The sequence below is a fragment of the Pseudomonas fragi genome, from assembly GCF_900105835.1.
GTDB lineage: Bacteria > Pseudomonadota > Gammaproteobacteria > Pseudomonadales > Pseudomonadaceae > Aquipseudomonas > Aquipseudomonas fragi.
On record NZ_LT629783.1, the window covers coordinates 2,839,727 to 2,862,134 of the forward strand.

The following is a 22,408-nucleotide window of genomic DNA, read 5'->3' on the forward strand; positions in this document are numbered from 1 at the left end:
GCCGCTGTCGAAGGCTGCAAGCGTGAAAGTCTCGGCGCAAGGCCCTGCGTCAGCTCGGGTTGTGGATCTGCAGCCGGGCCTGGAGGCTGCTATCACGCTTTTCCAGGCTCAGGCTTTCGAAACCTGAGCCCTCCAGCTCAATACGGTTGAGCCAGCCTAACAGCGCGGCCGCATCCCCGTTCAGAGTGATGCGCACAACGCCGGCATCCAGTTCAAACTGCTCAACAGTCAACCCCGAGCTGATGGCACTTTCACTCAGACGTGAGGCCAATGGTTGATCGGATACCCTGGTAACTGACCCGGGTCGCGCCTGCTGGATTTCAGCGGCAAGTGCCATCTGCTTGAAGAACAACCCCCGGGCCGCATCCAGTCGTTGCTGAGCCGGCAACCAAAGCCCGTAAATGCTGAACACAACCAGCAAAAATACCGCGAGAACACGGCACAATTGACGGTCACGGGACGGCAACTGCGACCATCGCTCACGCAACCCCACCTTCATGATTCGTCCCCCAGGGTCAGCATGGCCTGCACCCGGTTGCCCTGCTGACTCGCATTGTCCAGGGTGATCGGCAGTGCGCTTTGGGCGCCTCGCTCGCGCAACTGTTCAATCTGGGCAAAACTGCCGGCAGTGATGCTCAACACCCACCCGATGTTTGCCCGCCACTCCATGCGCTGCACTTGGACACTGCTGGCGCCGATAACCTGTTCGGTCAATTGAAGCAGCCGCACCATATGTCCGCCCTGCGTGCCCCTGGGGTCTTGCTGCAATGCCTTGAGTTGTGCGGGCAAATCAATAATGCGGGTTTGCTCCGGGTACAGGGTTTTGAAGCGCTGCTCGCTCATGGCATAAACCCGCGCGGCCTGGCCTTCCAGAAAACTGCTGCGCAGGTGGGTAAAACCCAGGGCAAGGGCAAACACCAGCAGCGCCGATGCGCTGAGCTGCTGCCACGGCCACCCCTGCACCTGACGTCGAAAGTCGCCTTGCAGCAGGTTGATGGCCCCTCCCGGCAACGCGCTCCAGTCAATGTTGCGGGCAACCAATGCTGTGCTCATGCGCGCCTTTATCAGCGCCAGCCCCTGCACTGAGACTGCCAACCTGGCCTCAAGCGCCCCGCCCACAATCCAGCGCCCGCCCCACCATGCCATGCAGGCCTGATCGTGAGGCAGAAGATCCGCGTCCACTTGCACGCTGACGATGTTCAAACCCCGCTCATGGAGTTGGTCCAGCAACGTTTTGAATCGCTGCTTGTGGACAATCAGCAAGGGATAACGCTGCTGTGCATCCACCGCTCCGACAGCGATATGCAAGTGCTCCAGATCTTCGGCCAGTTGCTCCTCCACCGCAAATGCAAGGGCTTGCGCGGTGGGTCGACGCTTGCCCGGCCAGGGCTCGGTCAGCAGCCAGCTGCACATTTCCATCGGCAGGATCAATGTGATACCCCGGCCTTGCAACCCGCCGACAGCCTCGCGCAATGTGGTGTGCGCAAACGGCTGCAAGTCGTGCCCGACGAGCACGGGGGCAGTATCGAAATCAAACTCGGCGCTATGGGAAAACCCCGTGGCGGTCAGGTAAAGCCAGCTGTTCATCAAGAATGCTCGTTGTGTTGGGGTGCTAAAAAACGACGCTGCAACAGACGCCACTGGCCCGTCTGAAGGTTGCCGACCATATCGCTTTCGAGGCAAAAACGGCTTTGCCCCACGCGCACATGGGTGGTGATCCGAAACCAGCGGCTGTTGATGCCCAGGCCCTCAGCCTGAATGCCCAACCCGATCAAGGCCGGGCTGAACGTGAAATCCTCGACGCTGGCATAGCCCTGCAACGGTCTGTTGGCCACCAGTTGGCGCGCCAGCTCGGGCGTCACGCCTTCCAGCGTGGCCAGCACGGTGGCAGGCGCGGTGTTGATATTGACGGGGGCTTCGTTGCCCAGCAGCGCGATCCACGGCCGCATGCGCTCGTACCACTGGCTGTCGACACCGGGCAGCCCACGCAACTGGCTGATCTCACTCAAGCCCTGGCCCTGCAGTACGCCGGCATCCAGCGCGGGCAACTCAAGCAGGGTTTGCAGGCGCAACCAGCGTTGCACCAGTACGGCGTCGGCAGGGCCTTTGCCAAGCAAGGCGGAAAGGTTGAAACGCCCGGCGAGGTCTTCAATGTCGACTTCGATTTGACCATTGTCGATGCGCAACTGTGGCTGGCCGCTGGTCCAGGCCTGACCGGCAGCTACGGCCACCTTGGGGTCGCGGATCAGGTTACGCAGGTGTTCACGGGCCCAGCTTTCGCCAGCAAATGCCAGGGTGCGCATCTGCAATTGGTGAATCTGCTGGGCGCTGCTGTGCAGGACCAGACGGTGACTGCGCAGCATGCCTGCGGTAATCAGCAGCGCCAGGCTCATGACCAGCAACACGGTCATCAGCGCGATGCCCTGCTGATTACGGCGCATCACGCGCCCTCCGGCAGCAACAGCACACGACGCACGCCCTCGAAGCGCCCCACGGAGAGTTGCAGTTCCAGTGCGTGTTGCGCTGCCTTGGGAGCAGGCGTGCCTGCATTGCGCCAACCCGTCTTGCGGTCAAAAATCCGCCAGCGTACTTCGCGCACATCAGCGAGCAGTTTTTGTTGCTGCAGTGGCGCGCCCTCCTCCAGCCCACGGCTATAACGCCAAAGCTCGCCGTTCTTGAGTTGATAACTGACGTCCTGCAGCTCACTGCGCGGCAGGCCTAACGGGTTGCGCCAGTTGGCGCGACGCACATTGAGCCGATCGGGGTACAGCGTGATCCCCGGGTCTTTGGCTGAGCCCTGAACCTGCAATACATCGCGCTCGATCAACGCCACTGTGCGTTGCAGGCTGCGCAGGGCCTGCTGATGCGCCGTGCTGCTGCGTTCGGCGCGCACAACGCTGTCAAACAGGCGCCAGCAGCCAAGGCCCAACAAGGCGAAAATTGCGATGGCGATCACCAGTTCAAGCAGGGTGAAACCGGCCTGGGGCTTAGTCATGCCTGACCGCCAGCCAATGGGTTACAGACTGCACCGCCTGTTCGCTGCCCGCCGGGCTGACCCGCAATTCCACCCGCAGCAGGCCCGTACCGGGTTCGACCGTGATATGTCGGCTCAAGCGCCAGTCACGTTGCGCATAGGTCACATCAAAGGTTTGTTGCCCCACTGCAGGAGGGACGCTTTGCAGCTGCATATCAGTGAGGTGATTGTCGGCCAGCCATGCGCCAAACAACCTCGCCTCGACCCTGGCACTCTGGCCCAGCACATACTGGCTGGCAGACATGACCGCCGCCGCCAGGGTGGCGAAGATGGCGAGCGCGACCATGACCTCCAGCAGGGTGAAACCTTTTTCAGCCTTCATGGGAGACCTCTGGCACAACGACCTGCGCATCGCCAAGGCCATCGCTGACAATGCTGCGCCAGCGCTGCGGCGGGCTGTCAAGGTGCAGGCTGAACGCGCTGTTTTCATCGCTGCTCAACCACAGCAACTGCGGTACTTGCGCCATTGGTAGCAGGGGCTGTGGGCGGCCTTCCAGGGCCAGGGCCAACACCAGCCCGGAAGGCAGTTGCACACGGCTGTCTGCCGGTTGCCAGCCAACGCGCTCAAAACGCATTACCTGATAGGCGTCAGGCTCCAGCCGCAGGCCATATTCCTGGCCGTCAAGGACTGCCTTTTCGCGCAAACCGTACATCACCTCCAGCAGGACATCGGCTTCCAGCCGGGCATTGCGGCTGTTGTTGTCACCCAGGCTGATATGCACCATTGAAGCAAGTACGCCGACCAGCACAATGACCACCATCACCTCGATCAGGGTGAAACCCGACGACAGTTTGCGCATGACTCAATCGCCCCAGTTGCCGATATCCGCGGCGTAGCCTTCACCACCAGGCATACCGTCCGAACCGAAGGACAGCAGGTCGTAACCCGTCGAGCGCGTGCCCGGGTTCAGGTATTGATAGGGCATGCCCCACGGGTCCAGCGGCAGGCTTTTGAGATACCCCTGCGGATTCCAGTTTTTCGCTGCAGGCCCCCCGGCCGGGCGCTTGCTCAAGGCTTCCAGGCCTTGCTGGGTTGAGGGGTAGCTGAAAGTGTCGAGGCGATACATTTCAAGCGCCGTGGCAATCGCCTGAATATCGGTGCGTGCCGCGGTCACCTTGGCCTGATCCGGGCGACTCATGAACTGCGGCACGACAATGGCACCCAGCACGCCGATGATGACGACCACGACCATGATTTCAATCAGGGTGAAGCCGCGTTGAGAAGACGTTGAAACAGTGCGCATCGGTCAGTTTACCCATTGGTTGAGGCCAAGAATCGGCAAGAGAATGGCCAGGACGATCAGCAGGACAATGCCGCCCATCAACACCAGCATGATGGGTTCGAGCAGGCTCACGACCAGCGCGATTCGCGCAGCCAGGGTTTTTTCCTGTTGCTCGGCGGCCCGCGCCAGCATGCTGTCCAGCTCGCCAGCCCGCTCGCCGCTGGCAATCAGGTGCAGCATCATCGGTGGGATATCACCACTACGCTCCAGCCCCCGGGCCAGGGTGCCGCCTTCACGCACTGAGCGGGCAACATCGAGCATGCGTCGGCGGATGGCCAGGTTACTGATGACCGTGGCGGCAATTTCCAGCGCATCCACCAGTGGCACGGCGCTTTTGCCCAGGATCGCCAGGGTGCTGGCAAACCTTGCCGCTTCCATTGCCCGCACCACCCCGCCTGCCAGCGGCAGATTGAGCAACAACACATGCCAGCGCAGCTTCAGCCGTGGCTGGCGCAATGCCCAACGGACCGCGCCGCAGGCGGCCAGCAGCACCATCAGCAGCAAACCGCCATGACTGCGCAGCCCATCACTGATGGCAATCATGGCCCGGGTCAGCACCGGTAATGGCTGGCCGCTATTGATGTAGATCTTGACCACATCGGGCACGACATAACCGAGCAGGAAACCGACAATCGACAACGAGGCAACCAGCAGAATCAGGGGGTAAACCAGTGCCAGCTGAATTTTTTGATGGGACGCCTGACGGGCTTCGCTGTAGTCGGCCAGTTGCTCCAGCACATGACCCAAATGGCCGCTGCGCTCGCCAGCAGCGACTGTGGCGCGAAACAGTTCCGTAAAGGCCTTGGGGAACGCCGACAGCGCGGCGGCCAGGGTATGGCCTTCAAGCACCCGGCTGCGCACAGCGGCAAGCAACTGGCTGAGCCGACGTTTTTCACTCTGGGCACTGACTGCAAGCAAGGCTTCATCGAGGGGCAGGCCGGCATGAATCAAGGTCGATAACTGCCGGGTGAGCAGCGCCAGCTCGCTTGCCCCCAGCCGGATACCCGATTGCGCATGGCTGGCGCCCTGGCGGTTTTTTCTGACGGCCCCCAGATGACTCAGGCGCAGGCCTCGCTCGCGTAAAAGCTGGCGGGCATGGCGCGCACTGTCAGCCTCTTGCAGGCCACGGCAATTGCGTCCATTGGCGTCCTGCGCACGGTACTCAAAGGCAGGCATGCTCAGTCCTCCCGGGTAATGCGCAGCAGTTCATCGACGCTGGTCAGGCCTTCTAGTACCAGACGCTGACCATCCTGAAACAGGCTACAAGACAGCTTTAGTGCTTCACGGGCCAAGTCCGGCTCGCTGGCCCCCTGATGAATCATCCCGGCGAGGGTCGGGGTGATGCTGACCAGTTCGTAGATACCGGTACGACCGCGGTAGCCTTGCTGGCAGTGCTTGCAGCCCTGGGCCCGATACAGGGTTGGCCAGGTTCCCGGGGCAAGACCAAGCCGTGCGCCCGTTGCCGGGTCGGCTGTATAGGCAGCCTTGCACTCCACACACAACGTGCGCAGCAGGCGCTGGGCCAGTACCCCCACCAACGAAGACGACAGCAGGTAAGCATCCACCCCCATGTCGACCAGGCGGGTAACGGCACCAATGGCACTGTTGGTGTGCAGGGTGGACAGCACAAGATGCCCGGTCAACGACGCTTGCACGGCAATTTCGGCGGTTTCGCGATCGCGGATTTCACCCACCATGACCACGTCCGGGTCCTGACGCAGAATTGCTCGCAGGCCACGGGCAAACGTCATGTCAGCCTTGGTGTTGACCGGTGTCTGACCAATGCCCGGCAGGTGATATTCCACCGGGTCCTCAACGGTCAGAATATTGCGGGTCTGGTGATTGAGGTGGCTGAGCGCGGCATACAGGCTGGTGGTTTTACCCGAGCCGGTCGGGCCCGTGACCAGAAAAATCCCGTGGGGCCGCGCAAGGATGTGCTCAAACCGGCGCAAAGTCGCAGCGGGCATGCCCAGGCAGTTTAAATCAAGGCGCACGGCCTGTTTATCGAGCAAGCGCATGACCACCCGCTCACCGTGGGCCGAAGGCAGGGTAGAGACCCGCACATCGACCTCATGCCCGGCCAGACGCAAGCTGATGCGGCCATCCTGAGGCACCCGCCTTTCGGCAATATCCAGACGCGCCATGACCTTGATCCGTGATACCAGCAAACTGGCCAGTTCACGTCTGGGCCTGAGCACTTCACGCAACTGGCCGTCAATGCGCATGCGTACGGACAAGTAATGCTCAAAGGTTTCCAGATGCACGTCCGATGCTTTTTCGCGCATGGCTTCACGCAGCAGGGCATTGATAAGGCGAATGATCGGCGCATCGTCTTCCTGCTCCAGCAGGTCGGCGGTTTGCGGCACCTGCTCGGCCAGACTCATCAGGTCGAGTTCTTCGTCCAGCCCCTGGGCCACTTGCTCGGCAGCGCTGTGACCTGCGCTATAGCTGCTGGCCAGGCGCTCGCCGAAGTGGGCATCGGTGAGGGGGCTGAAGGTCACTTCACGCCCAGCCCAACGCTGCGCTTCGGCCAGTGCGGTCAATGGCGTATCGGCGCGAATCAACAAGGTGGCAGGCGTGGACGAAGCGTCCAGCACTATCCCGAAGCGCCGGGCAAAGCCGAAAGGCAGGCACGCACCTGGCAGTGTCATGGCTGAACGGCTTTGGCTGGCTGCGCCTGTTTTTGCGCAGGGGTATCGAACATTTGCTGTGGGTTGTCGGGCAACAATTGATCGGGGTTGCCCTTGGCACCGGCTTGATCAAGGTTGCGCAATGCGTTGTAACGGCTTTGGCTGAGTTCACGCAGATCGTTTTTGCTGCGTACGATCGTCGGGCGCAAAAACACCATCAGGTTGGTTTTGGTACGGGTTTCCTTGTTCCAGCGAAACAGGGCGCCCAGATACGGAATGCTGCGCAACAAGGGCACGCCACTGACCTGGGTGCGCACACTGTCCTTGATCAACCCGCCAATCACGATGATTTCGCCGTCTTCGGCCAGGATGGTGCTTTTCAAGGCACGTTTGTTGGTGATGAGATCGGTTGAGTCGACACCTTGCAGTGTGGGGGCTATTTCGGAGTTTTCCTGGGCGACCTCCGGCGCATCAGGCTGCCGTCATTGATATGCGGTTTAACTTTGAGGCTGATGCCTATGTCTTGCCGGGTCACCGTGGTGAAGGGATTTTTGGTGTCATCACCAGAGCCGGCATAAGAGCCTGTTTTGAGCGGCACGTTTTGCCCGACCAGTATTTCGGCTTCCTGATTGTCCAGGGTCAGCAGGCTCGGTGTGGACAACACGTTGTTGTTGGTGTCACTGGCCAGGGCCGAAATCAGGGCGCTGAAACGATCATTACCCACTTTCAGCACGCCCCCTTCCGGCAGCTCAATGTCACTGTTTGAAAACGAGCCGATCTGAATGCCGGTACCCGGAAAAGTAATACCGCCTCTGGCCCTGCCTGTGTTGACGCTCCACTGCACACCCAGGGTTTTGGCAATGTCCCCGGATATTTCCACGATGGCGGCATGGATCAGGACCTGGGAGCGCGGCTGATCCAGTTCGCGCACGATGTTTTCCAGCGTACGAACCTTCGCCGGATCTGCCACGATCACCAGCGCGTTCTGACTTTCATCTGCCGCTACTGTCACTTCCCGTGGCGATGCTTTCTGGGTGCGGCCCTCTATGGCCACGTCCTGTTTCAAGCCTGACCCTACCGACTCCAGCACTGTGGCCAATTGCTTGGCATCGCTGTGACGAAGACGCAACACCCGCGAATTTTCCTGCTGGATGCTGCCCGGAGCATCCAGAGAGCGGGCAAGTTCGCTCAAGCGTTTGCGGACCGTGTCGCTGCCCAGAATCACCAGGCGATTGGTCGACGTGTCTGCAATCACCCGACTGCCTGCCCCCGCTTCGGTTTTATCCAGCGACTGCTCCATGATCGTGGCAATGTCGCTGGCCAGACCATGCTTGAGCACAACCATCGAATGGCCTGAGCGCGCGCCCGAATCCAGTTGCAGAACGATCTCGACAAGGCGGCGCGTATTGGCAGCAGTGTCGGTGATGATCAACGCATTGGCCGATGCCGAAGGGCCGATATACCCATTGCTCGATACCAGTGGGCGCAGCAGGCCTGCCAGATCGGCCGCAACGCTGCCATTGAGCACCATGACCCTTGTGACAAAGGCCTCTGCTTCAGTGACCCTGGTACCCGGGCTGCCAGCCCGGGTTTTGGCCTCGGCGGCAGGGATTATCAGCAAACGGTCGCCCTGGTCGATAACCGAAAATCCATGAGCATCAAGCACCGAGTAAAACAACTGACGTACACCTTCACGATCCAGCTCCTTTTCGGAAATAACCGTAATCCGCCCCTGTACCCTAGGGTCCAGAACCACGGTGGCACCGAGAATCGATGAAATCTCTTGCACGACATCACGCAATTCGGCCTCCTTCATCGACAACTTCCAGTACTGTTTTTGTGCCCACACCGGGGAATGCAGGAACATTGCGGTGCATAGCACGCAACAGGTCAAAAGTTGGCAAATGCCGAACGCATTGGGCTTGGTCATGGCGGTACTCTAGGGTTGCTCGGCAGTGGGCCGCAGGTAAAGGGAAGGTGCTTGCAGGGCGGCCCCGGAAGCAGCAGACACTGGCAGCACATGCTGGCCTTGAGGCTTGAACGCCAGGCGCTCCTCACGGCCATTGCGCCACAGCACCACATGATCGACCTCGATCCTGCGCAGAACACTGCCACTGGGCAGGCGTTCACCCTCTGCATAGAAACGCGCGGATTGCCCGTCGCCCAGCAAGGCTTGAGAGGCCCCCTGACTCGAGACAAAACTGGCGCGCCACTGCAAGGGCTCGGCACTCGGGACCCAATTGTCCTGAGCCGCGAGACCAAAGACCGCAGCAATGGCTTGGGGCTGGAAAGGCTGCGGTATCGCCGGGGCAGATGCATTAAATGGCGCGAACTCAAGTTGCACTTGTACAGACCTGAATATCTGCTCTTGCCACGCCAGGTAGCTGCCATAAACCAAGGGAACTATCAGCACTGTCCACTTGGAGAAAAAAAATTTATTAAACACTCGCATTGAACTGCCCATCACTGCTTCAGTGTTATAAGGCTTTGCCAAAAGCAAATATAAAGAGCAACGGCTCACGGACCGGGTACTGCTACTTATTCAACCCTGCAAAAAACAATAGCCAGCTGCCATACCCGTGCTGACCAAAAGCGAAAGCACTGTTCGGCAACCTGTCTTTTATAGTTTGGGCAAACACCCGACCACTGTTTATCAGTGGCCGGGTATTTACAGTGCTATCTACTTCTCGAGCCAGGCATCTTTCCAATTCGAGCCGGTGCCCGGTTCATAATGAGTCGCAGACGGAGAGTACTGCGCACAATAACCCGAGTACGGGAACGGCTTGCACTCATACACCAGGCCGGTCTTGGGTTGCAGGACGGTAGTCCCAGCCTTGTAAGCCTTGAAGCCTTCAGGGTAGACAGCGTCATAATTCTGGCTACCGCCCTCACCTGTCAGGCTGATGGTTTTAAGCTCCTGGAAGTTCTCGCGGCCGTTTTCACTGCTGGCGATCAACTTCAGGGCGTGGGCACCCGGGGCGCTTTTGACCGCTACGGTCAAGGGAGCCGTGGTCGAGTCAATCGTTTGCCTGGTGTAACCCACTGCCTTGTTGGCTTCGTTATAAACCGTGGCTTCAACCGTGATGTTCTTGTTGGTCATCAAGGTAAAGCCGACGTTGCCAACGCCTTTATCCAGTACATACTCGGCGGCGACATCATGAACATGCATGTAAGCCATCGGGTCCGGGACCAGAGTTGTTTGCATCTGATAGCTGGTCACACCGCTTTGCGCTTTGGCGTAGAAATTGTTGGTGCCCTTGGTCGGCTCAATACCACCCTCTTCGTTACGCACACCGGCCCTTACAGGCTCGTTCGCAGCGTTCACGGTTTCGGCCAGTTTAAACGCCCAGTTTGCAGGCTGCCCTTCTTCTACCGAATCGATACCCACGCTGAAGCTGTACTTCGCGCTTTCAGCACTGCCCATGAAAGCCCGCGCCTTGGCCGAATCACCTGGTAGCAGGGTCTGGGTCGGCACCATCACCCCCACGTTGGTCCAGCCATCGGGGTCTGTCGCCTCGACCTTGATGTTGACATCGACCACGTCGTAAAAGCTGGCACCCGTATCATCGATGGTCCAGGCCCCCAGAATGACATGCTGGCCTGTGCGGTCGGGCGGAATGACGCAGGCGTGTTTTTGCGCGATCTGGCCGTGGCCTCCCGCCGGGCCTTCAATTGGCACGGCACCACCGCCTTGTACAGTACAAAACGGCGTCAGTTCAAAGGTATCGCGAGCCAGTGGCAGGTTAGGGTTCCAGCCGGCCTTGGTGATGAAGTATTCCCACTTGGTGGTTTTATGAGCTGCCGTAAAGAACCAGCTGAATTCGGTCTTGCGGTCGTTGATTTCGGTCAGGTGCCAGCGATTTGCGGCCTGGGCATCCAGGGCACTGAATACGGCATTGGCGCCACTCGGGATCTTGCCATCGACCGGCCCCAGGGCCGGGAAACCTTTGGGGGCCTCGCCTACGGTTTGTGGCTCATATTGGGCCTGGCCGCAGTTGGTGTTCAGCCCCAGCTGGCAGGAATAGGCACGGGATGGCGGTGAATCCATATAACCGTGGGCGACCACCTGTTGAGAGGTGAAAACTGCGCTCATCAATGTTAATGAGCCTACGCACGACATAAAAGTACGGGGGTTTGAATGTGCTGACGTCATTGATCTATCTCAGACTATTTATTATTGGACCTTTATGAAGCCAACTTGCCTTACCCTTCAATTAACATAAACGGCAGAGCCAGCCAGCCAACATAACGGCATTGTCTTAACGACCAGTCGTACAACTGCAAATGCAAATGACCAAGCGCGCCATGAAGTTATTTCCACACCACTTTCCGGCAACTTTCATCTACAGGCTTTATGCAAAAGCGAAGGGCGATTGTCACGGGCGCAATAAAATATTAATGTAAGTTTTATCTTCCGGGCTTGTAGGATCCACCCTAATTTCTTGGCGCTCGCATAGTGAAAGGCTTACAAAACCGAAAAACAGCAAATCGGCTGTCCCAGAAATAAAAAAGCCCCGACATGTCGGGGCTTTTTTAGTGTTGATTGAGTTTACTGGTGATACTGCCCCGAGAACTCATGAACCGCACTGATAAAGGCGCCGGCGTGCTCCGGTTTCACTTCCGGGGTAATGCCGTGACCCAGGTTGAACACATGGCCCGAACCGTTGCCGTAGCTGGCCAGGATGCGCTTGACCTCGGTGCGGATCGCCTCCGGGTTGGCGTACAGCACCGTCGGATCCATGTTGCCTTGCAGCGCAACCTTGTTGCCCACACGCTTGCGGGCTTCGCCCAGGTCGCAGGTCCAGTCCAGGCCCAGCGCGTCTGCGCCAGCATCGGCGATGCTTTCCAGCCACAGGCCACCATTTTTGGTGAACAGGATGACCGGTACCTTGCGGCCTTCGTGTTCGCGGATCAGGCCGCTAACGATTTTGCGCATATAGGCCAGGGAAAACTCCTGATACGCCGCAGCCGACAGGTTGCCACCCCAGGTGTCGAAGATCTGCACAGCTTGTGCGCCCGCCAGGATCTGGCCATTGAGGTAGGAGGTCACCGACTGCGCCAGCTTGTCGAGCAGCAGGTGCATGGCCTGCGGGGTGTCGTAGAGCATGGCCTTGGTTTTGCGGAAGTCCTTGGACGAGCCGCCTTCAACCATATAAGTGGCCAGCGTCCACGGGCTGCCGGAGAAGCCGATCAATGGCACACGGCCATTTAGCTCCTTGCGGATGGTGCTGACAGCATTCATCACGTAGCCGAGGTCTTTTTGCGGATCGGGAATCGGCAACGCTTCGATGTCGGCCAGGGTGCTGACAACCTTTTTAAAGCGCGGGCCTTCACCGGTCTCGAAATACAGGCCCTGGCCCATCGCATCGGGGATGGTCAGGATATCGGAAAACAGGATCGCCGCATCCAGCTGCGGGAAGCGGTCCAGAGGCTGCATGGTGACTTCACATGCGAATTCGGCGTTCTTGCACAGGCTCATGAAATCGCCGGCCTTGGCACGGCTGGCGCGGTATTCCGGCAGGTAGCGACCGGCCTGACGCATCATCCAGACAGGCGTTACGTCTACAGGTTGCTTGAGCAAAGCGCGAAGGAAACGGTCATTCTTGAGAACAGTCATGTCAGCATCCGGAAAAAAAGTGGGGGCATTTTCTCAGAGACGGACGCAAAAGGCACGGCAAGTGCCGTGCCTTTTATCTATCGGGTCGATTTGCAGCGGTTTAACGGCTTATTTGGCAACACCGCGAAACAACTGTGGGAGCGGGCTTGCTCGCGATAAGGGCTTCACATTCAGCATCTGCACTGAATGGTCTGTCGCTATCGCGAGCAAGCCCGCTCCCACATTTTGATCTCATTCCCATTCGGGAAAGTGATCAGACACCCAGGTAATCCATGATCCCTTCCGCCGCGGTGCGGCCTTCGAAGATCGCGGTCACTACCAGGTCAGAACCGCGCACCATGTCACCACCGGCAAAAATCTTCGGATGGCTGGTCTGGTGCTTGTACTGCGATTGCTCGGGGGCAATCACACGGCCCTGGCTGTCAGTCTGGATCTCAAACTGCTCGAACCACGACGCCGGGCTTGGACGGAAACCAAAGGCGATGATCACGGCGTCTGCCGGGATGATCTCTTCTGAACCCGGAATCGGCTCGGGGCTACGACGGCCACGCGCATCCGGCTCGCCAAGACGGGTCTCGACCACCTTCACGCCTTCAACCTTGCCTTCACCGACAATGGCAATCGGCTGACGGTTGTAGAGGAATTTCACGCCTTCTTCCTTGGCGTTCTTCACCTCTTTGCGCGAACCCGGCATGTTGGCCTCGTCACGACGATAGGCACAGGTCACCGACTTGGCGCCCTGGCGAATCGAGGTACGGTTGCAGTCCATGGCCGTGTCACCACCGCCAAGCACCACAATCTTTTTGCCTTTCATGTCGACGAAGTCTTCCGGCGACTTTTCAAAGCCCAGGTTGCGGTTGACGTTGGCGATCAGGAAATCCAGGGCGTCATGCACGCCCGGCAGGTCTTCACCGGCAAAACCACCTTTCATGTAGGTGTAGGTGCCCATGCCCATGAACACGGCGTCGTATTCGGCCAGCAGCTGTTCCATGCTGATGTCCTTGCCGATTTCGGTATTGAGACGAAACTCGATACCCATGCCGGTAAACACTTCGCGACGGTGGCTCAGTACGGTTTTTTCCAGCTTGAACTCCGGGATGCCGAAGGTCAGCAGACCGCCGATTTCCGGGTTCTTGTCGAACACCACCGGGGTCACACCGCCACGCACCAGCACATCGGCACACCCCAGGCCCGCAGGCCCGGCACCGATAATGGCCACACGCTTGCCGGTGGGCACGACCTTGGACATGTCCGGGCGCCAGCCCATCGCGAACGCCGTGTCGGTGATGTACTTCTCCACCGAACCGATGGTCACTGCGCCAAAACCGTCGTTGAGGGTGCAGGCACCCTCGCACAGGCGGTCTTGCGGGCACACCCGGCCGCATACCTCAGGCAGGGTGTTGGTCTGGTGCGACAGCTCGGCGGCGGCGAGGATGTTGCCCTCGGCCACCAGCTTGAGCCAGTTGGGAATGAAGTTATGCACAGGGCATTTCCATTCACAGTACGGGTTGCCGCAACCCAGGCAGCGGTGGGCCTGCTCGGCCGACTGCTGGGGTTTGAAGGGTTCGTAGATTTCCACGAACTCTTTTTTGCGTTGACGTAACAGTTTCTTCTTCGGATCTTTGCGCCCGACATCGATGAACTGGAAGTCGTTACTCAGACGTTCAGCCATGGTTAAAACCTCATCAAACTTTTCAGGCGCATATCACTGCGGGTTGGCACGGATGCTGGAAAGCAACGATTTCAAGCTGGCAGCCTTGGGCTTGACCATCCAGAAACGACGCAGGTAATCATCGAGGTTTTCCGAGAGGTTGCGACCCCACTCGCTGTTGGTTTCCTCAACGTATTCGTCCAGCACGTGTTGCAGGTGATTACGGTAAGCCTCCATCGCTTCGCCACTGATCCGCTGGATTTCCACCAGCTCGTGGTTAACCTTGTCGACGAAGGTGTTGTCCTGATCCAGCACGTAGGCGAAACCGCCGGTCATGCCCGAGCCGAAGTTGTAACCGGTTTTACCCAGCACGCAGACAAAACCGCCGGTCATATATTCGCAGCAGTGATCGCCTGTGCCTTCCACCACGGTGTGGGCACCGGAGTTACGCACGGCGAAACGCTCGCCCGCCGTGCCCGCTGCGAACAGCTTGCCGCCGGTGGCGCCATACAGGCAGGTGTTGCCGACAATCGCGCTGTCCTGGGTTTTGTAGACGCTGCCTGCAGGCGGGACAATGACCAGCTTGCCGCCGGTCATGCCTTTGCCTACGTAATCGTTGGCGTCGCCTTGCAGGTACATGTGCAAACCACCGGCGTTCCACACACCAAAGCTCTGACCGGCAGTGCCTTTGAAGCGGAAGGTGATCGGTGCCTTGGCCATGCCCTGGTTGCCGTGGGTACGGGCGATCTCACCCGATATACGAGCACCGATCGAACGGTCGCAGTTGCAGATATCGAGGTCAAACTCGGCACCGCTCATGTCGTTGATCGCCGAGCGCGCCATGTCGAGCATCTGCTCGGCCAGCAGGCCCTTGTCGAACGGCGGGTTGCGGTCGACCTGGCAGAATTGCGGCTTGTCGGCCGGGATATGGTCGCTGCCCAGCAGTGGCGTGAGGTCCAGGTTGTGCTGCTTGGCGGTTTCGCCCTGGAGGATTTCCAGCAGGTCGGTACGGCCGATCAGCTCTTCCAGGGTGCGCACGCCCAGCTTGGCCAGCCATTCACGGGTTTCTTCGGCCACATAGGTGAAGAAGTTGACCACCATGTCGACAGTGCCGATGTAGTGGTTTTTACGCAGCGATTCGTTTTGCGTCGCAACGCCGGTGGCGCAGTTGTTGAGGTGGCAAATACGCAGGTATTTGCAGCCCAGGGCGATCATTGGCGCGGTGCCGAAGCCGAAGCTTTCAGCGCCCAGGATCGCCGCCTTGATCACGTCGAGGCCGGTTTTCAGGCCACCGTCGGTTTGCACCCGCACTTTGCCACGCAGGTCGTTGCCGCGCAGGGTCTGGTGGGTTTCAGCCAGGCCCAGCTCCCACGGTGCGCCCGCGTACTTGATGGAGGTCAACGGCGATGCGCCCGTGCCGCCGTCATAGCCGGAGATGGTGATCAGGTCGGCATAGGCCTTGGCCACGCCTGCGGCGATGGTGCCCACGCCCGCTTCTGCTACCAGCTTCACCGATACCAGCGCTTTCGGGTTGACCTGTTTGAGGTCAAAGATCAGCTGCGACAAGTCTTCGATGGAATAGATGTCGTGGTGCGGCGGTGGCGAAATCAGGGTCACACCCGGCACGGCGTAGCGCAGTTTGGCGATCAGGCCGTTGACCTTGCCGCCCGGCAGTTGCCCGCCCTCGCCCGGCTTGGCGCCTTGCGCAACCTTGATTTGCAGCACTTCGGCGTTGACCAGGTATTCCGGCGTCACACCGAAACGGCCAGTGGCCACTTGCTTGATCTTCGAGCTGCGGATAGTGCCGTAACGCGCCGGGTCTTCGCCGCCTTCACCGGAGTTGGAGCGTGCGCCCAAGCGGTTCATGGCTTCGGCCAGGGCTTCGTGAGCCTCGGGCGACAAGGCGCCCAGGGAAATACCGGCCGAGTCGAAACGCTTGAGGATCGAGTCCAGCGGTTCGATATCGTCGATCGACAGCGGGGTATCGAGGGTCTTGACCTTGAACAGGTCGCGGATCATCGACACCGGGCGCTTGTCCACCAGTGCGGTGTATTCCTTGAACTTGCTGTAGTCGCCCTGTTGCACGGCGGCTTGCAGGGTGGCCACTACATCCGGGTTGTAGGCGTGGTACTCGCCACCGTGTACGTACTTGAGCAGGCCGCCTTGCTGGATCGGCTTGCGCGCACTCCAGGCTTCGGCCGCCAGCAGCTTTTGCTCGGCTTCAAGGTCGACGAAACGCGCGCCCTTGATGCGGCTTGGCACGCCACGGAAGCTCAGTTCACAAATTTCTTCGGACAGGCCGATGGCTTCGAACAGCTGCGCACCACGGTACGAAGCGATGGTCGAGATACCCATTTTCGACAGGATCTTGAGCAGACCCTTGGTGATGCCTTTACGGTAGTTCTTGAATACCTCATAGAGGTCGCCCAGTACTTCACCGGTACGGATCAGGTCGCCCAGCACTTCGTAGGCCAGGAACGGGTAGACCGCCGAGGCGCCGAAACCGATCAGCACCGCAAAGTGATGCGGGTCACGGGCAGTAGCCGTCTCGACCAGAATGTTGCTGTCGCAACGCAGGCCTTTTTCGGTCAGGCGGTGATGCACGGCGCCCACAGCCAAAGAGGCGTGAACCGGCAACTTGCCCGGCGCGATATGACGGTCGCTCAGCACGATCTGGGTGCGACCGGCGCGTGCGGCTTCTTCGGCCTGATCGGCGATATTACGCACGGCCGCTTCCAGGCCGACGCTCTCGTCGTAGTTGAGGTCGATGATCTGACGCTCAAAGCCCGGCAGGTCGAGGTTCATCAGCGAACGCCACTTGGCAGGCGAAATCACCGGCGAACTGAGGATCACACGGGAAGCGTGCTCAGGGGATTCCTGGAAGATGTTGCGCTCGGCACCGAGGCAGATTTCCAGGGACATGACGATGGCTTCACGCAGCGGATCGATCGGCGGGTTGGTGACCTGCGCGAACTGCTGGCGGAAGTAGTCGTATGGCGTGCGAACACGTTGCGACAGCACGGCCATTGGCGTGTCATCGCCCATCGAACCTACGGCTTCGTAGCCTTGCTCGCCCAGCGGGCGCAGCACCTGGTCGCGCTCTTCGAACGTGACCTGGTACATCTTCATGTATTGCTTGAGCTGATCGACGTCGTAAAACGCGGAGCCGTGGTCGTTGTCTTCCATCGTCGCCTGAATGCGCAGGGCATTCTTGCGCAGCCACTGTTTGTACGGGTGGCGCGACTTGAGGCGGTTGTCGATGGAGTCGGTGTCCAGCACCTGGCCGGTTTCGGTGTCCACGGCCAGGATCTGACCCGGGCCGACACGGCCTTTGGCGATCACGTCTTCAGGCTTGTAGTCCCATACGCCGATTTCCGAGGCAATAGTGATATAGCCGTTGGTGGTGGTCACCCAGCGCGCAGGGCGCAGGCCGTTGCGGTCGAGCAGGCAGACCGCGTAGCGACCATCGGTCATGACCACGCCCGCCGGACCGTCCCACGGCTCCATGTGCATGGAGTTGTACTCATAGAACGCCCGCAGGTCGGGGTCCATGGTTTCAACGTTCTGCCATGCCGGTGGAATCAGCATGCGCACGCCACGGAACAGGTCGATGCCGCCGGTGACCATCAGCTCGAGCATGTTGTCCATGCTGGAGGAGTCGGAGCCTACGCGGTTGACCAGCGGGCCGAGTTCGTCGAGGTCGCCGATCAGATCGTTGGCAAACTTGGTGCGACGGGCCTGGGCCCAGTTGCGGTTGCCGGTAATGGTGTTGATCTCGCCGTTGTGGGCGAGAAAGCGGAATGGCTGGGCCAGCGGCCATTTCGGCAGGGTATTGGTCGAGAAGCGCTGGTGGAACACGCAGATCGCGGTTTGCAGGCGCTCATCACTCAGGTCCGGATAGAAGGCGGTAAGGTCCGCCGGCATCATCAGGCCTTTATAAATGATGGTCTTGTGGGAAAAGCTGCAGATGTAGTGATCGCTGTCAGCGGCGTTGCTCACCGACGAGCGGCGGCGGGCGCTGAACAACTTGATCGCCATGTCCTGATCGCTCAGGCCGTCACCGGCGATAAACACTTGCTCGATCTGCGGCAAACGCTCCAGCGCCAGGCGACCCAGCACGCTGGTATCGATCGGCACCTTGCGCCAGCCCACCAGTTGCAGGCCGGCGGCGAGGATTTCGCGATTCATGTTGCTGCGGGCCGCTTCGGCCTTGATCGGGTCCTGGTTGAAAAACACCATGCCGACCGCGTATTGCTTGGGCAAATCGGTACCGAACTGTTCCTTGGCGGTTGCACGCAGGAACAGGTCAGGCTTTTGAATCAGCAGGCCACAACCGTCACCGGTCTTGCCGTCTGCGTTGATCCCACCGCGGTGGGTCATGCAGGTCAGGGCTTCAATGGCGGTTTGCAGAAGAGTATGACTGGGCTCGCCCTGCATATGGGCAATCAGGCCGAAACCACAGTTATCCTTGAATTCATCGGGGTGGTACAGACCTGCTTTCATAGACACTTTCTCACCAGGCTGCCCCAAAAAGGGGCAAATTTCTTTTAATTCAACCACTTGCTTCCCGCGCTGAACGTACGCCAGCTTGGCAGGGGCAAAAGGGTGGTCATTCTACACACCGTCACAAAGACCCACAAATTTAGCGGCGATTAACCGTAAGTTCGTGTCGCATTTATGAAAGGTTTAAAGCGATTGCTCGTGCTAGTCAAAACATTTTTGATGTCGACTGCAGCGCGGCGCAGACACCACAAGGCACACGTCTTGGAAAGCACGTATGCACAAGCAGGGATTTGATGTGCTAGAACGGCGACCTGGGTAAGGTCGCCGGATCATCAGCGAGCTGTAGCCAGCTCTTTTTGAACGCTGGCGACAGTGCGAGGCCAAGGTTTACCAGCCTGCGTCTTCGCTGGCAAGTTCTTGATTGCTGCAGTGGCCGCAGCATGGCTTGGGAAGTTGCCGTAGGTGACGACGTACAACGGCTTGCCATTCAAGGTTTTCTTGAAGTAACGAGCGTCGCCGCCCAGTTCTTTGGCGACATTTTGTGCAGACGCTTCAGAACTGGTGCCGACGATCTGCACCACATAGTTATTGGCAGGCTGACTGCTGTACCAGCTACCGCCCGGTGCAGCCTTGGCCAGGGTGACCGGCTTCTCGGCCGGCTTGGCCACAGGCTTGGCGGCCGGTGCTGGAGCGGGTTTGGCAACCGGTGCTGGTGCTGGTTTGGCCGTAGCTACGGTCGGCGCCGGTGTCGGGCGCGGCGTGGCTACAGGCGCAGGACCCGCTGGCACGCCAACCGGTGGCGCGGTGGTGGTGACGGTCGGTGGCGAAGCTACGCCGCCATCAACCGCTGGCACACCGCCATCGTCGCCTTCAGCGATACCACCGGCTGCTTCAGCCAGCGGGCCACGCATGACCGGCTGCGATTGCCCAACCAGCGGCAACGGCATCGGCTGCGAAGAGCCGGCGAAATCAACCGAAGGCTGGGCACCGCTGTTCGGCGCGGCCTGACCCAATTGTGTCTGTTCAGTACCCGGCGCCGTTGGCGCCTTGCTGCGACCCGGAATCAGAACGGCAGCAGCGACGGCCACTACCACTACTGCACCAATGGCCAATACGTGTTTCTTCGGCATCTTGAACCCCATACTTGGACGCTTGACCGCTGAGCGGCTGGCAATCATGGCTTCGATCATTGCATCGCGGGCGACCTGGTTGATAATCCCGGGCCAGCCTTCGGAGCTCTCGTGTATATCTGAGATCTGCTGAGCGCTAAAGAGTTCGATCCCGCGCCCGGCACCTTCAAGACGCTGGGCCAGGTACTCGCGGGTTTCTTCGAGGTCATAGGGCTGCAGGTCGATGACATGGAAGCGCTCTTCATCAGCGCTCAGTTCCTCAAGACCGGCAATCATCGACGGCTCACCGAACAGGAACACATGCGGACGGCCTTCCGGCGTGCCCGCAGCCAGCGCCAGCAAAGCTTGCAGCGCAGACTCGTCGAGCTGCTCGGCATCATCGACCAGCAGGTAGACTTCCTGCCCGGTCAGTGCCAGTTGCACCACTTGCGCCAGGATGGAGCCTACGTCTGCACGGGCAACGTTCAGGGTTTGCGCCACTTGCTGCAGGATGCCGGCAGCATTGCCGGCCCCGCGCGCCGAAACCACGACACTTTGCACCGACTGCTTGTTGGTGCTCGCCACCAATGCCTGGCGCAGCAAGGTCTTGCCGCTGCCCTCAGGCCCGGTGACCACCAGCAGCAGCTGGCTGTAGCGGGCAAGGTGATGCAACTGCCCCAGCACCGGCTTGCGCTGCGCCGGAAAAAACTTGAAGCCCGGAACCCGTGGGGCAAAGGGGTCGTGGTTGAGCTGGAAGTGACCGAGGAACGCCTCGTCGGCATGCAAACTAGTCATCGGGATCTTATTAACCTTTAAGCTGAGCCAGCGCGCGGTAATCCGCACCCAGCGTGGCTTGTAGAACCTCTTGTGGATAATCGTCAGTCACTGTGGCTTCGCCCATACGGCGCAACAGCACCAGGCGCATACGACCGTCGATCACTTTTTTATCTACTGCCATGTGTTGCATGAAGTCGGCCGGGGTCATTTCGCTGGGCGGCACTACTGGCAAGCCGGCGCGCTGAAAAATGCGAATGCCGCGATCACGCTCCGCATGGCTGATCCAGCCCAGACGAGCGGACATTTCCAGCGCCATCACGGTGCCTGCAGCGACGGCCTCGCCATGCAGCCACACGCCATAGCCCATATGGGTCTCGATGGCATGGCCAAAGGTATGCCCCAGGTTGAGCGTGGCACGCACGCCCGACTCGCGCTCATCGGCGCCGACCACTTCGGCCTTGGCCGCACACGAACGCTGGATCGCTGCCGTCAGGGCAGTCTGGTCCAGGGAGCGCAAGGCATCCATGTTGTCTTCAAGCCAGGTCAGGAACGGCTCGTCGCAAATCAGGCCGTACTTGATGACTTCGGCCAGCCCTGCGGACAGTTCGCGGGCCGGCAGGGTGTTGAGGGTCTGGGTGTCGATCAGCACCAGGTTGGGCTGGTAGAACGCACCGATCATGTTCTTGCCCAGCGGATGGTTGATGCCGGTTTTGCCGCCCACCGACGAATCGACCTGGGACAGCAAAGTGGTCGGCACCTGGATAAAGTCGACACCACGCTGGTAACAAGCCGCTGCAAAACCGGCCATATCGCCGACAACGCCGCCGCCCAAGGCAATCACGGTAGTGCGTCGGTCATGACGGGCAGTGAGCAGGCCATCGAAAATCAGCTGCAGGGTTTCCCAGTTTTTGAACGACTCGCCATCGGGCAGGATGATCGGCAATACCGAGAACTGCGCAAGGCTACGGGTCAAGCGTTCAAGATAGAGTGGCGCGACCGTGGTGTTGGTCACAATTGCCACCTGGCGACCGGCGATGTGCGGAGCCAGCAACTGCGGCTGATCCAACAAACCTTCGCCAATATGAATCGGGTAGCTACGCTCGCCTAGATCAACCTTCACTGTCTGCATGAATCCCCGCGTTGAAGCACGGCGCCAGCGCCCTGCTTCGCAATTATCAAGTGATGGCACGCCGTGAAAAGGCATGCTCGGCGCCGAGAATAGCGCATTTCGTATCGCACTTTAATGGTCTTGCGAGCGCTTCGCCGCCCCGCGCCTCGCCAGGTGCTAGCGGGGAGGCAGCTGGGCCAGACGCTCAAGAATGTCGAGCACCACCATGCGCGGTGGCCGTTCATCGGTTTCAACCACCAGGTCGGCGATTTCCCGATAAAGCGGGTCGCGCACGGCCAACAGGTCGCGCAGGATTTTTTCCGGGTTGGCATTGCGCAGCAATGGCCGGTTGCGATCACGGGAGGTACGCGCCACCTGCTGTTCGATGGAGGCGTGCAAATACACCACACGCCCGCCATTGCGCAGCGCCTGCCGATTTTCCGGGCGCATGACCGCGCCACCACCGGTGGCCAGAACAATGCCGTTTTCATGGCATAGCTCGACAATCATGGCTGTTTCACGATCGCGAAAGCCCGGCTCGCCTTCTTTATCGAAGATCCACGGGATATTGGCACCCGTGCGCACTTCAATTTCCTTATCGGAATCTTTGAACGGCAGGTGCAGCTCTTTGGCCAGCAAACGTCCGATGGTGCTTTTTCCAGCCCCCATTGGCCCAACAAGAATCAAATTTCGCAC

At 59.7% G+C, this 22,408-nt stretch carries 17 protein-coding genes and 1 pseudogene; all 18 read right to left on the minus strand.

Translation table 11 applies throughout. The features are described 5' to 3' along the window. Positions 1–49: 49 nt before the first annotated feature. A complete protein-coding gene (gene gspM / locus BLU25_RS12895) occupies positions 50–499 on the minus strand; it encodes a type II secretion system protein GspM (protein ID WP_016783204.1) in 450 nt (149 codons plus the stop codon). Next, positions 496–1,587 carry a type II secretion system protein GspL gene (gene gspL / locus BLU25_RS12900; RefSeq protein ID WP_016783203.1) on the minus strand — a complete coding sequence of 364 codons (1,092 nt, stop codon included), beginning with the start codon at positions 1,585–1,587 and terminating at the stop codon, positions 496–498. The genes gspM and gspL overlap by 4 nt, the downstream gene beginning before the upstream one ends. Continuing rightward, positions 1,587–2,441 (minus strand): type II secretion system minor pseudopilin, encoded by an 855-nt coding sequence (locus BLU25_RS12905; protein ID WP_016783202.1) that lies wholly within the window; start codon positions 2,439–2,441, stop codon positions 1,587–1,589. Before BLU25_RS12905 ends, gspL begins: the two co-directional genes overlap by 1 nt. Then, positions 2,441–2,995, minus strand: coding sequence for a type II secretion system protein GspJ (locus tag BLU25_RS12910; protein ID WP_016783201.1), 555 nt, complete (start codon positions 2,993–2,995; stop codon positions 2,441–2,443). Before BLU25_RS12910 ends, BLU25_RS12905 begins: the two co-directional genes overlap by 1 nt. Then, positions 2,988–3,356, minus strand: a complete 369-nt coding sequence (gene gspI, locus BLU25_RS12915; protein WP_016783200.1) for a type II secretion system minor pseudopilin GspI — start codon at positions 3,354–3,356, stop codon at positions 2,988–2,990. The genes BLU25_RS12910 and gspI overlap by 8 nt, the downstream gene beginning before the upstream one ends. Beyond that, a complete protein-coding gene (gene gspH / locus BLU25_RS12920; RefSeq protein WP_016783199.1) occupies positions 3,346–3,834 on the minus strand; it encodes a type II secretion system minor pseudopilin GspH in 489 nt (162 codons plus the stop codon). The genes gspI and gspH overlap by 11 nt, the downstream gene beginning before the upstream one ends. A 3-nt stretch (positions 3,835–3,837) precedes the next feature. Continuing rightward, complete coding sequence (gene gspG / locus BLU25_RS12925; protein ID WP_016783198.1) at positions 3,838–4,278, minus strand: type II secretion system major pseudopilin GspG; 441 nt, start codon at positions 4,276–4,278, stop codon at positions 3,838–3,840. Positions 4,279–4,281: 3 nt separating this feature from the next. Beyond that, on the minus strand, positions 4,282–5,493 hold the full coding sequence (gene gspF / locus BLU25_RS12930; RefSeq protein ID WP_083369671.1) for a type II secretion system inner membrane protein GspF: 1,212 nt from the start codon (positions 5,491–5,493) through the stop codon (positions 4,282–4,284). Between the two features lie 2 nt (positions 5,494–5,495). Continuing rightward, positions 5,496–6,968 carry a type II secretion system ATPase GspE gene (gspE, locus tag BLU25_RS12935; RefSeq protein ID WP_083369672.1) on the minus strand — a complete coding sequence of 491 codons (1,473 nt, stop codon included), beginning with the start codon at positions 6,966–6,968 and terminating at the stop codon, positions 5,496–5,498. After that, positions 6,965–8,814: pseudogene (gene gspD / locus BLU25_RS12940) on the minus strand (type II secretion system secretin GspD). The gene gspE and the pseudogene gspD overlap by 4 nt, the downstream one beginning before the upstream one ends. A gap of 72 nt (positions 8,815–8,886) precedes the next feature. Further along, the gene (locus tag BLU25_RS12945) at positions 8,887–9,291 is read right to left on the minus strand and encodes a type II secretion system protein N (protein ID WP_228795883.1); all 405 of its coding nucleotides are present in this window, start codon (positions 9,289–9,291) and stop codon (positions 8,887–8,889) included. 336 nt (positions 9,292–9,627) lie between these two features. Further along, the gene (gbpA, locus tag BLU25_RS12950; RefSeq protein ID WP_228795882.1) at positions 9,628–11,040 is read right to left on the minus strand and encodes an N-acetylglucosamine-binding protein GbpA; all 1,413 of its coding nucleotides are present in this window, start codon (positions 11,038–11,040) and stop codon (positions 9,628–9,630) included. A gap of 456 nt (positions 11,041–11,496) precedes the next feature. Continuing rightward, complete coding sequence (hemE, locus tag BLU25_RS12955) at positions 11,497–12,564, minus strand: uroporphyrinogen decarboxylase (protein ID WP_016783195.1); 1,068 nt, start codon at positions 12,562–12,564, stop codon at positions 11,497–11,499. A 253-nt stretch (positions 12,565–12,817) separates the two neighbouring features. Continuing rightward, the gene (locus BLU25_RS12960) at positions 12,818–14,236 is read right to left on the minus strand and encodes an FAD-dependent oxidoreductase (RefSeq protein WP_016783194.1); all 1,419 of its coding nucleotides are present in this window, start codon (positions 14,234–14,236) and stop codon (positions 12,818–12,820) included. 33 nt (positions 14,237–14,269) lie between these two features. Further along, on the minus strand, positions 14,270–18,718 hold the full coding sequence (gene gltB, locus BLU25_RS12965; RefSeq protein WP_083369674.1) for a glutamate synthase large subunit: 4,449 nt from the start codon (positions 18,716–18,718) through the stop codon (positions 14,270–14,272). 332 nt (positions 18,719–19,050) lie between these two features. Then, entirely contained in the window at positions 19,051–20,622 is a 1,572-nt protein-coding gene (locus BLU25_RS12975) for an AAA family ATPase (protein WP_016783192.1), read from the minus strand. 10 nt (positions 20,623–20,632) lie between these two features. Further along, positions 20,633–21,733 (minus strand): 3-dehydroquinate synthase, encoded by a 1,101-nt coding sequence (gene aroB, locus BLU25_RS12980; protein WP_016783191.1) that lies wholly within the window; start codon positions 21,731–21,733, stop codon positions 20,633–20,635. A 156-nt stretch (positions 21,734–21,889) separates the two neighbouring features. After that, positions 21,890–22,408, minus strand: coding sequence for a shikimate kinase AroK (aroK, locus tag BLU25_RS12985; RefSeq protein WP_029611693.1), 519 nt, complete (start codon positions 22,406–22,408; stop codon positions 21,890–21,892).

Coding starts and splice junctions, on each gene's coding strand:
- gbpA (WP_228795882.1), bottom strand. CDS start 11,040: ATGAGCGCAGTTTTCACCTCTCAACAGGTGGTCGCCCACGGTTATATG.
- gspH (WP_016783199.1), bottom strand. CDS start 3,834: ATGCGCAAACTGTCGTCGGGTTTCACCCTGATCGAGGTGATGGTGGTC.
- gltB (WP_083369674.1), bottom strand. CDS start 18,718: ATGAAAGCAGGTCTGTACCACCCCGATGAATTCAAGGATAACTGTGGT.
- aroB (WP_016783191.1), bottom strand. CDS start 21,733: ATGCAGACAGTGAAGGTTGATCTAGGCGAGCGTAGCTACCCGATTCAT.
- gspE (WP_083369672.1), bottom strand. CDS start 6,968: ATGACACTGCCAGGTGCGTGCCTGCCTTTCGGCTTTGCCCGGCGCTTC.
- gspI (WP_016783200.1), bottom strand. CDS start 3,356: ATGAAGGCTGAAAAAGGTTTCACCCTGCTGGAGGTCATGGTCGCGCTC.
- gspF (WP_083369671.1), bottom strand. CDS start 5,493: ATGCCTGCCTTTGAGTACCGTGCGCAGGACGCCAATGGACGCAATTGC.
- BLU25_RS12910 (WP_016783201.1), bottom strand. CDS start 2,995: ATGACTAAGCCCCAGGCCGGTTTCACCCTGCTTGAACTGGTGATCGCC.
- hemE (WP_016783195.1), bottom strand. CDS start 12,564: ATGACTGTTCTCAAGAATGACCGTTTCCTTCGCGCTTTGCTCAAGCAA.
- BLU25_RS12905 (WP_016783202.1), bottom strand. CDS start 2,441: ATGCGCCGTAATCAGCAGGGCATCGCGCTGATGACCGTGTTGCTGGTC.
- BLU25_RS12960 (WP_016783194.1), bottom strand. CDS start 14,236: ATGGCTGAACGTCTGAGTAACGACTTCCAGTTCATCGATGTCGGGCGC.
- BLU25_RS12975 (WP_016783192.1), bottom strand. CDS start 20,622: ATGACTAGTTTGCATGCCGACGAGGCGTTCCTCGGTCACTTCCAGCTC.
- gspG (WP_016783198.1), bottom strand. CDS start 4,278: ATGCGCACTGTTTCAACGTCTTCTCAACGCGGCTTCACCCTGATTGAA.
- gspL (WP_016783203.1), bottom strand. CDS start 1,587: ATGAACAGCTGGCTTTACCTGACCGCCACGGGGTTTTCCCATAGCGCC.
- gspM (WP_016783204.1), bottom strand. CDS start 499: ATGAAGGTGGGGTTGCGTGAGCGATGGTCGCAGTTGCCGTCCCGTGAC.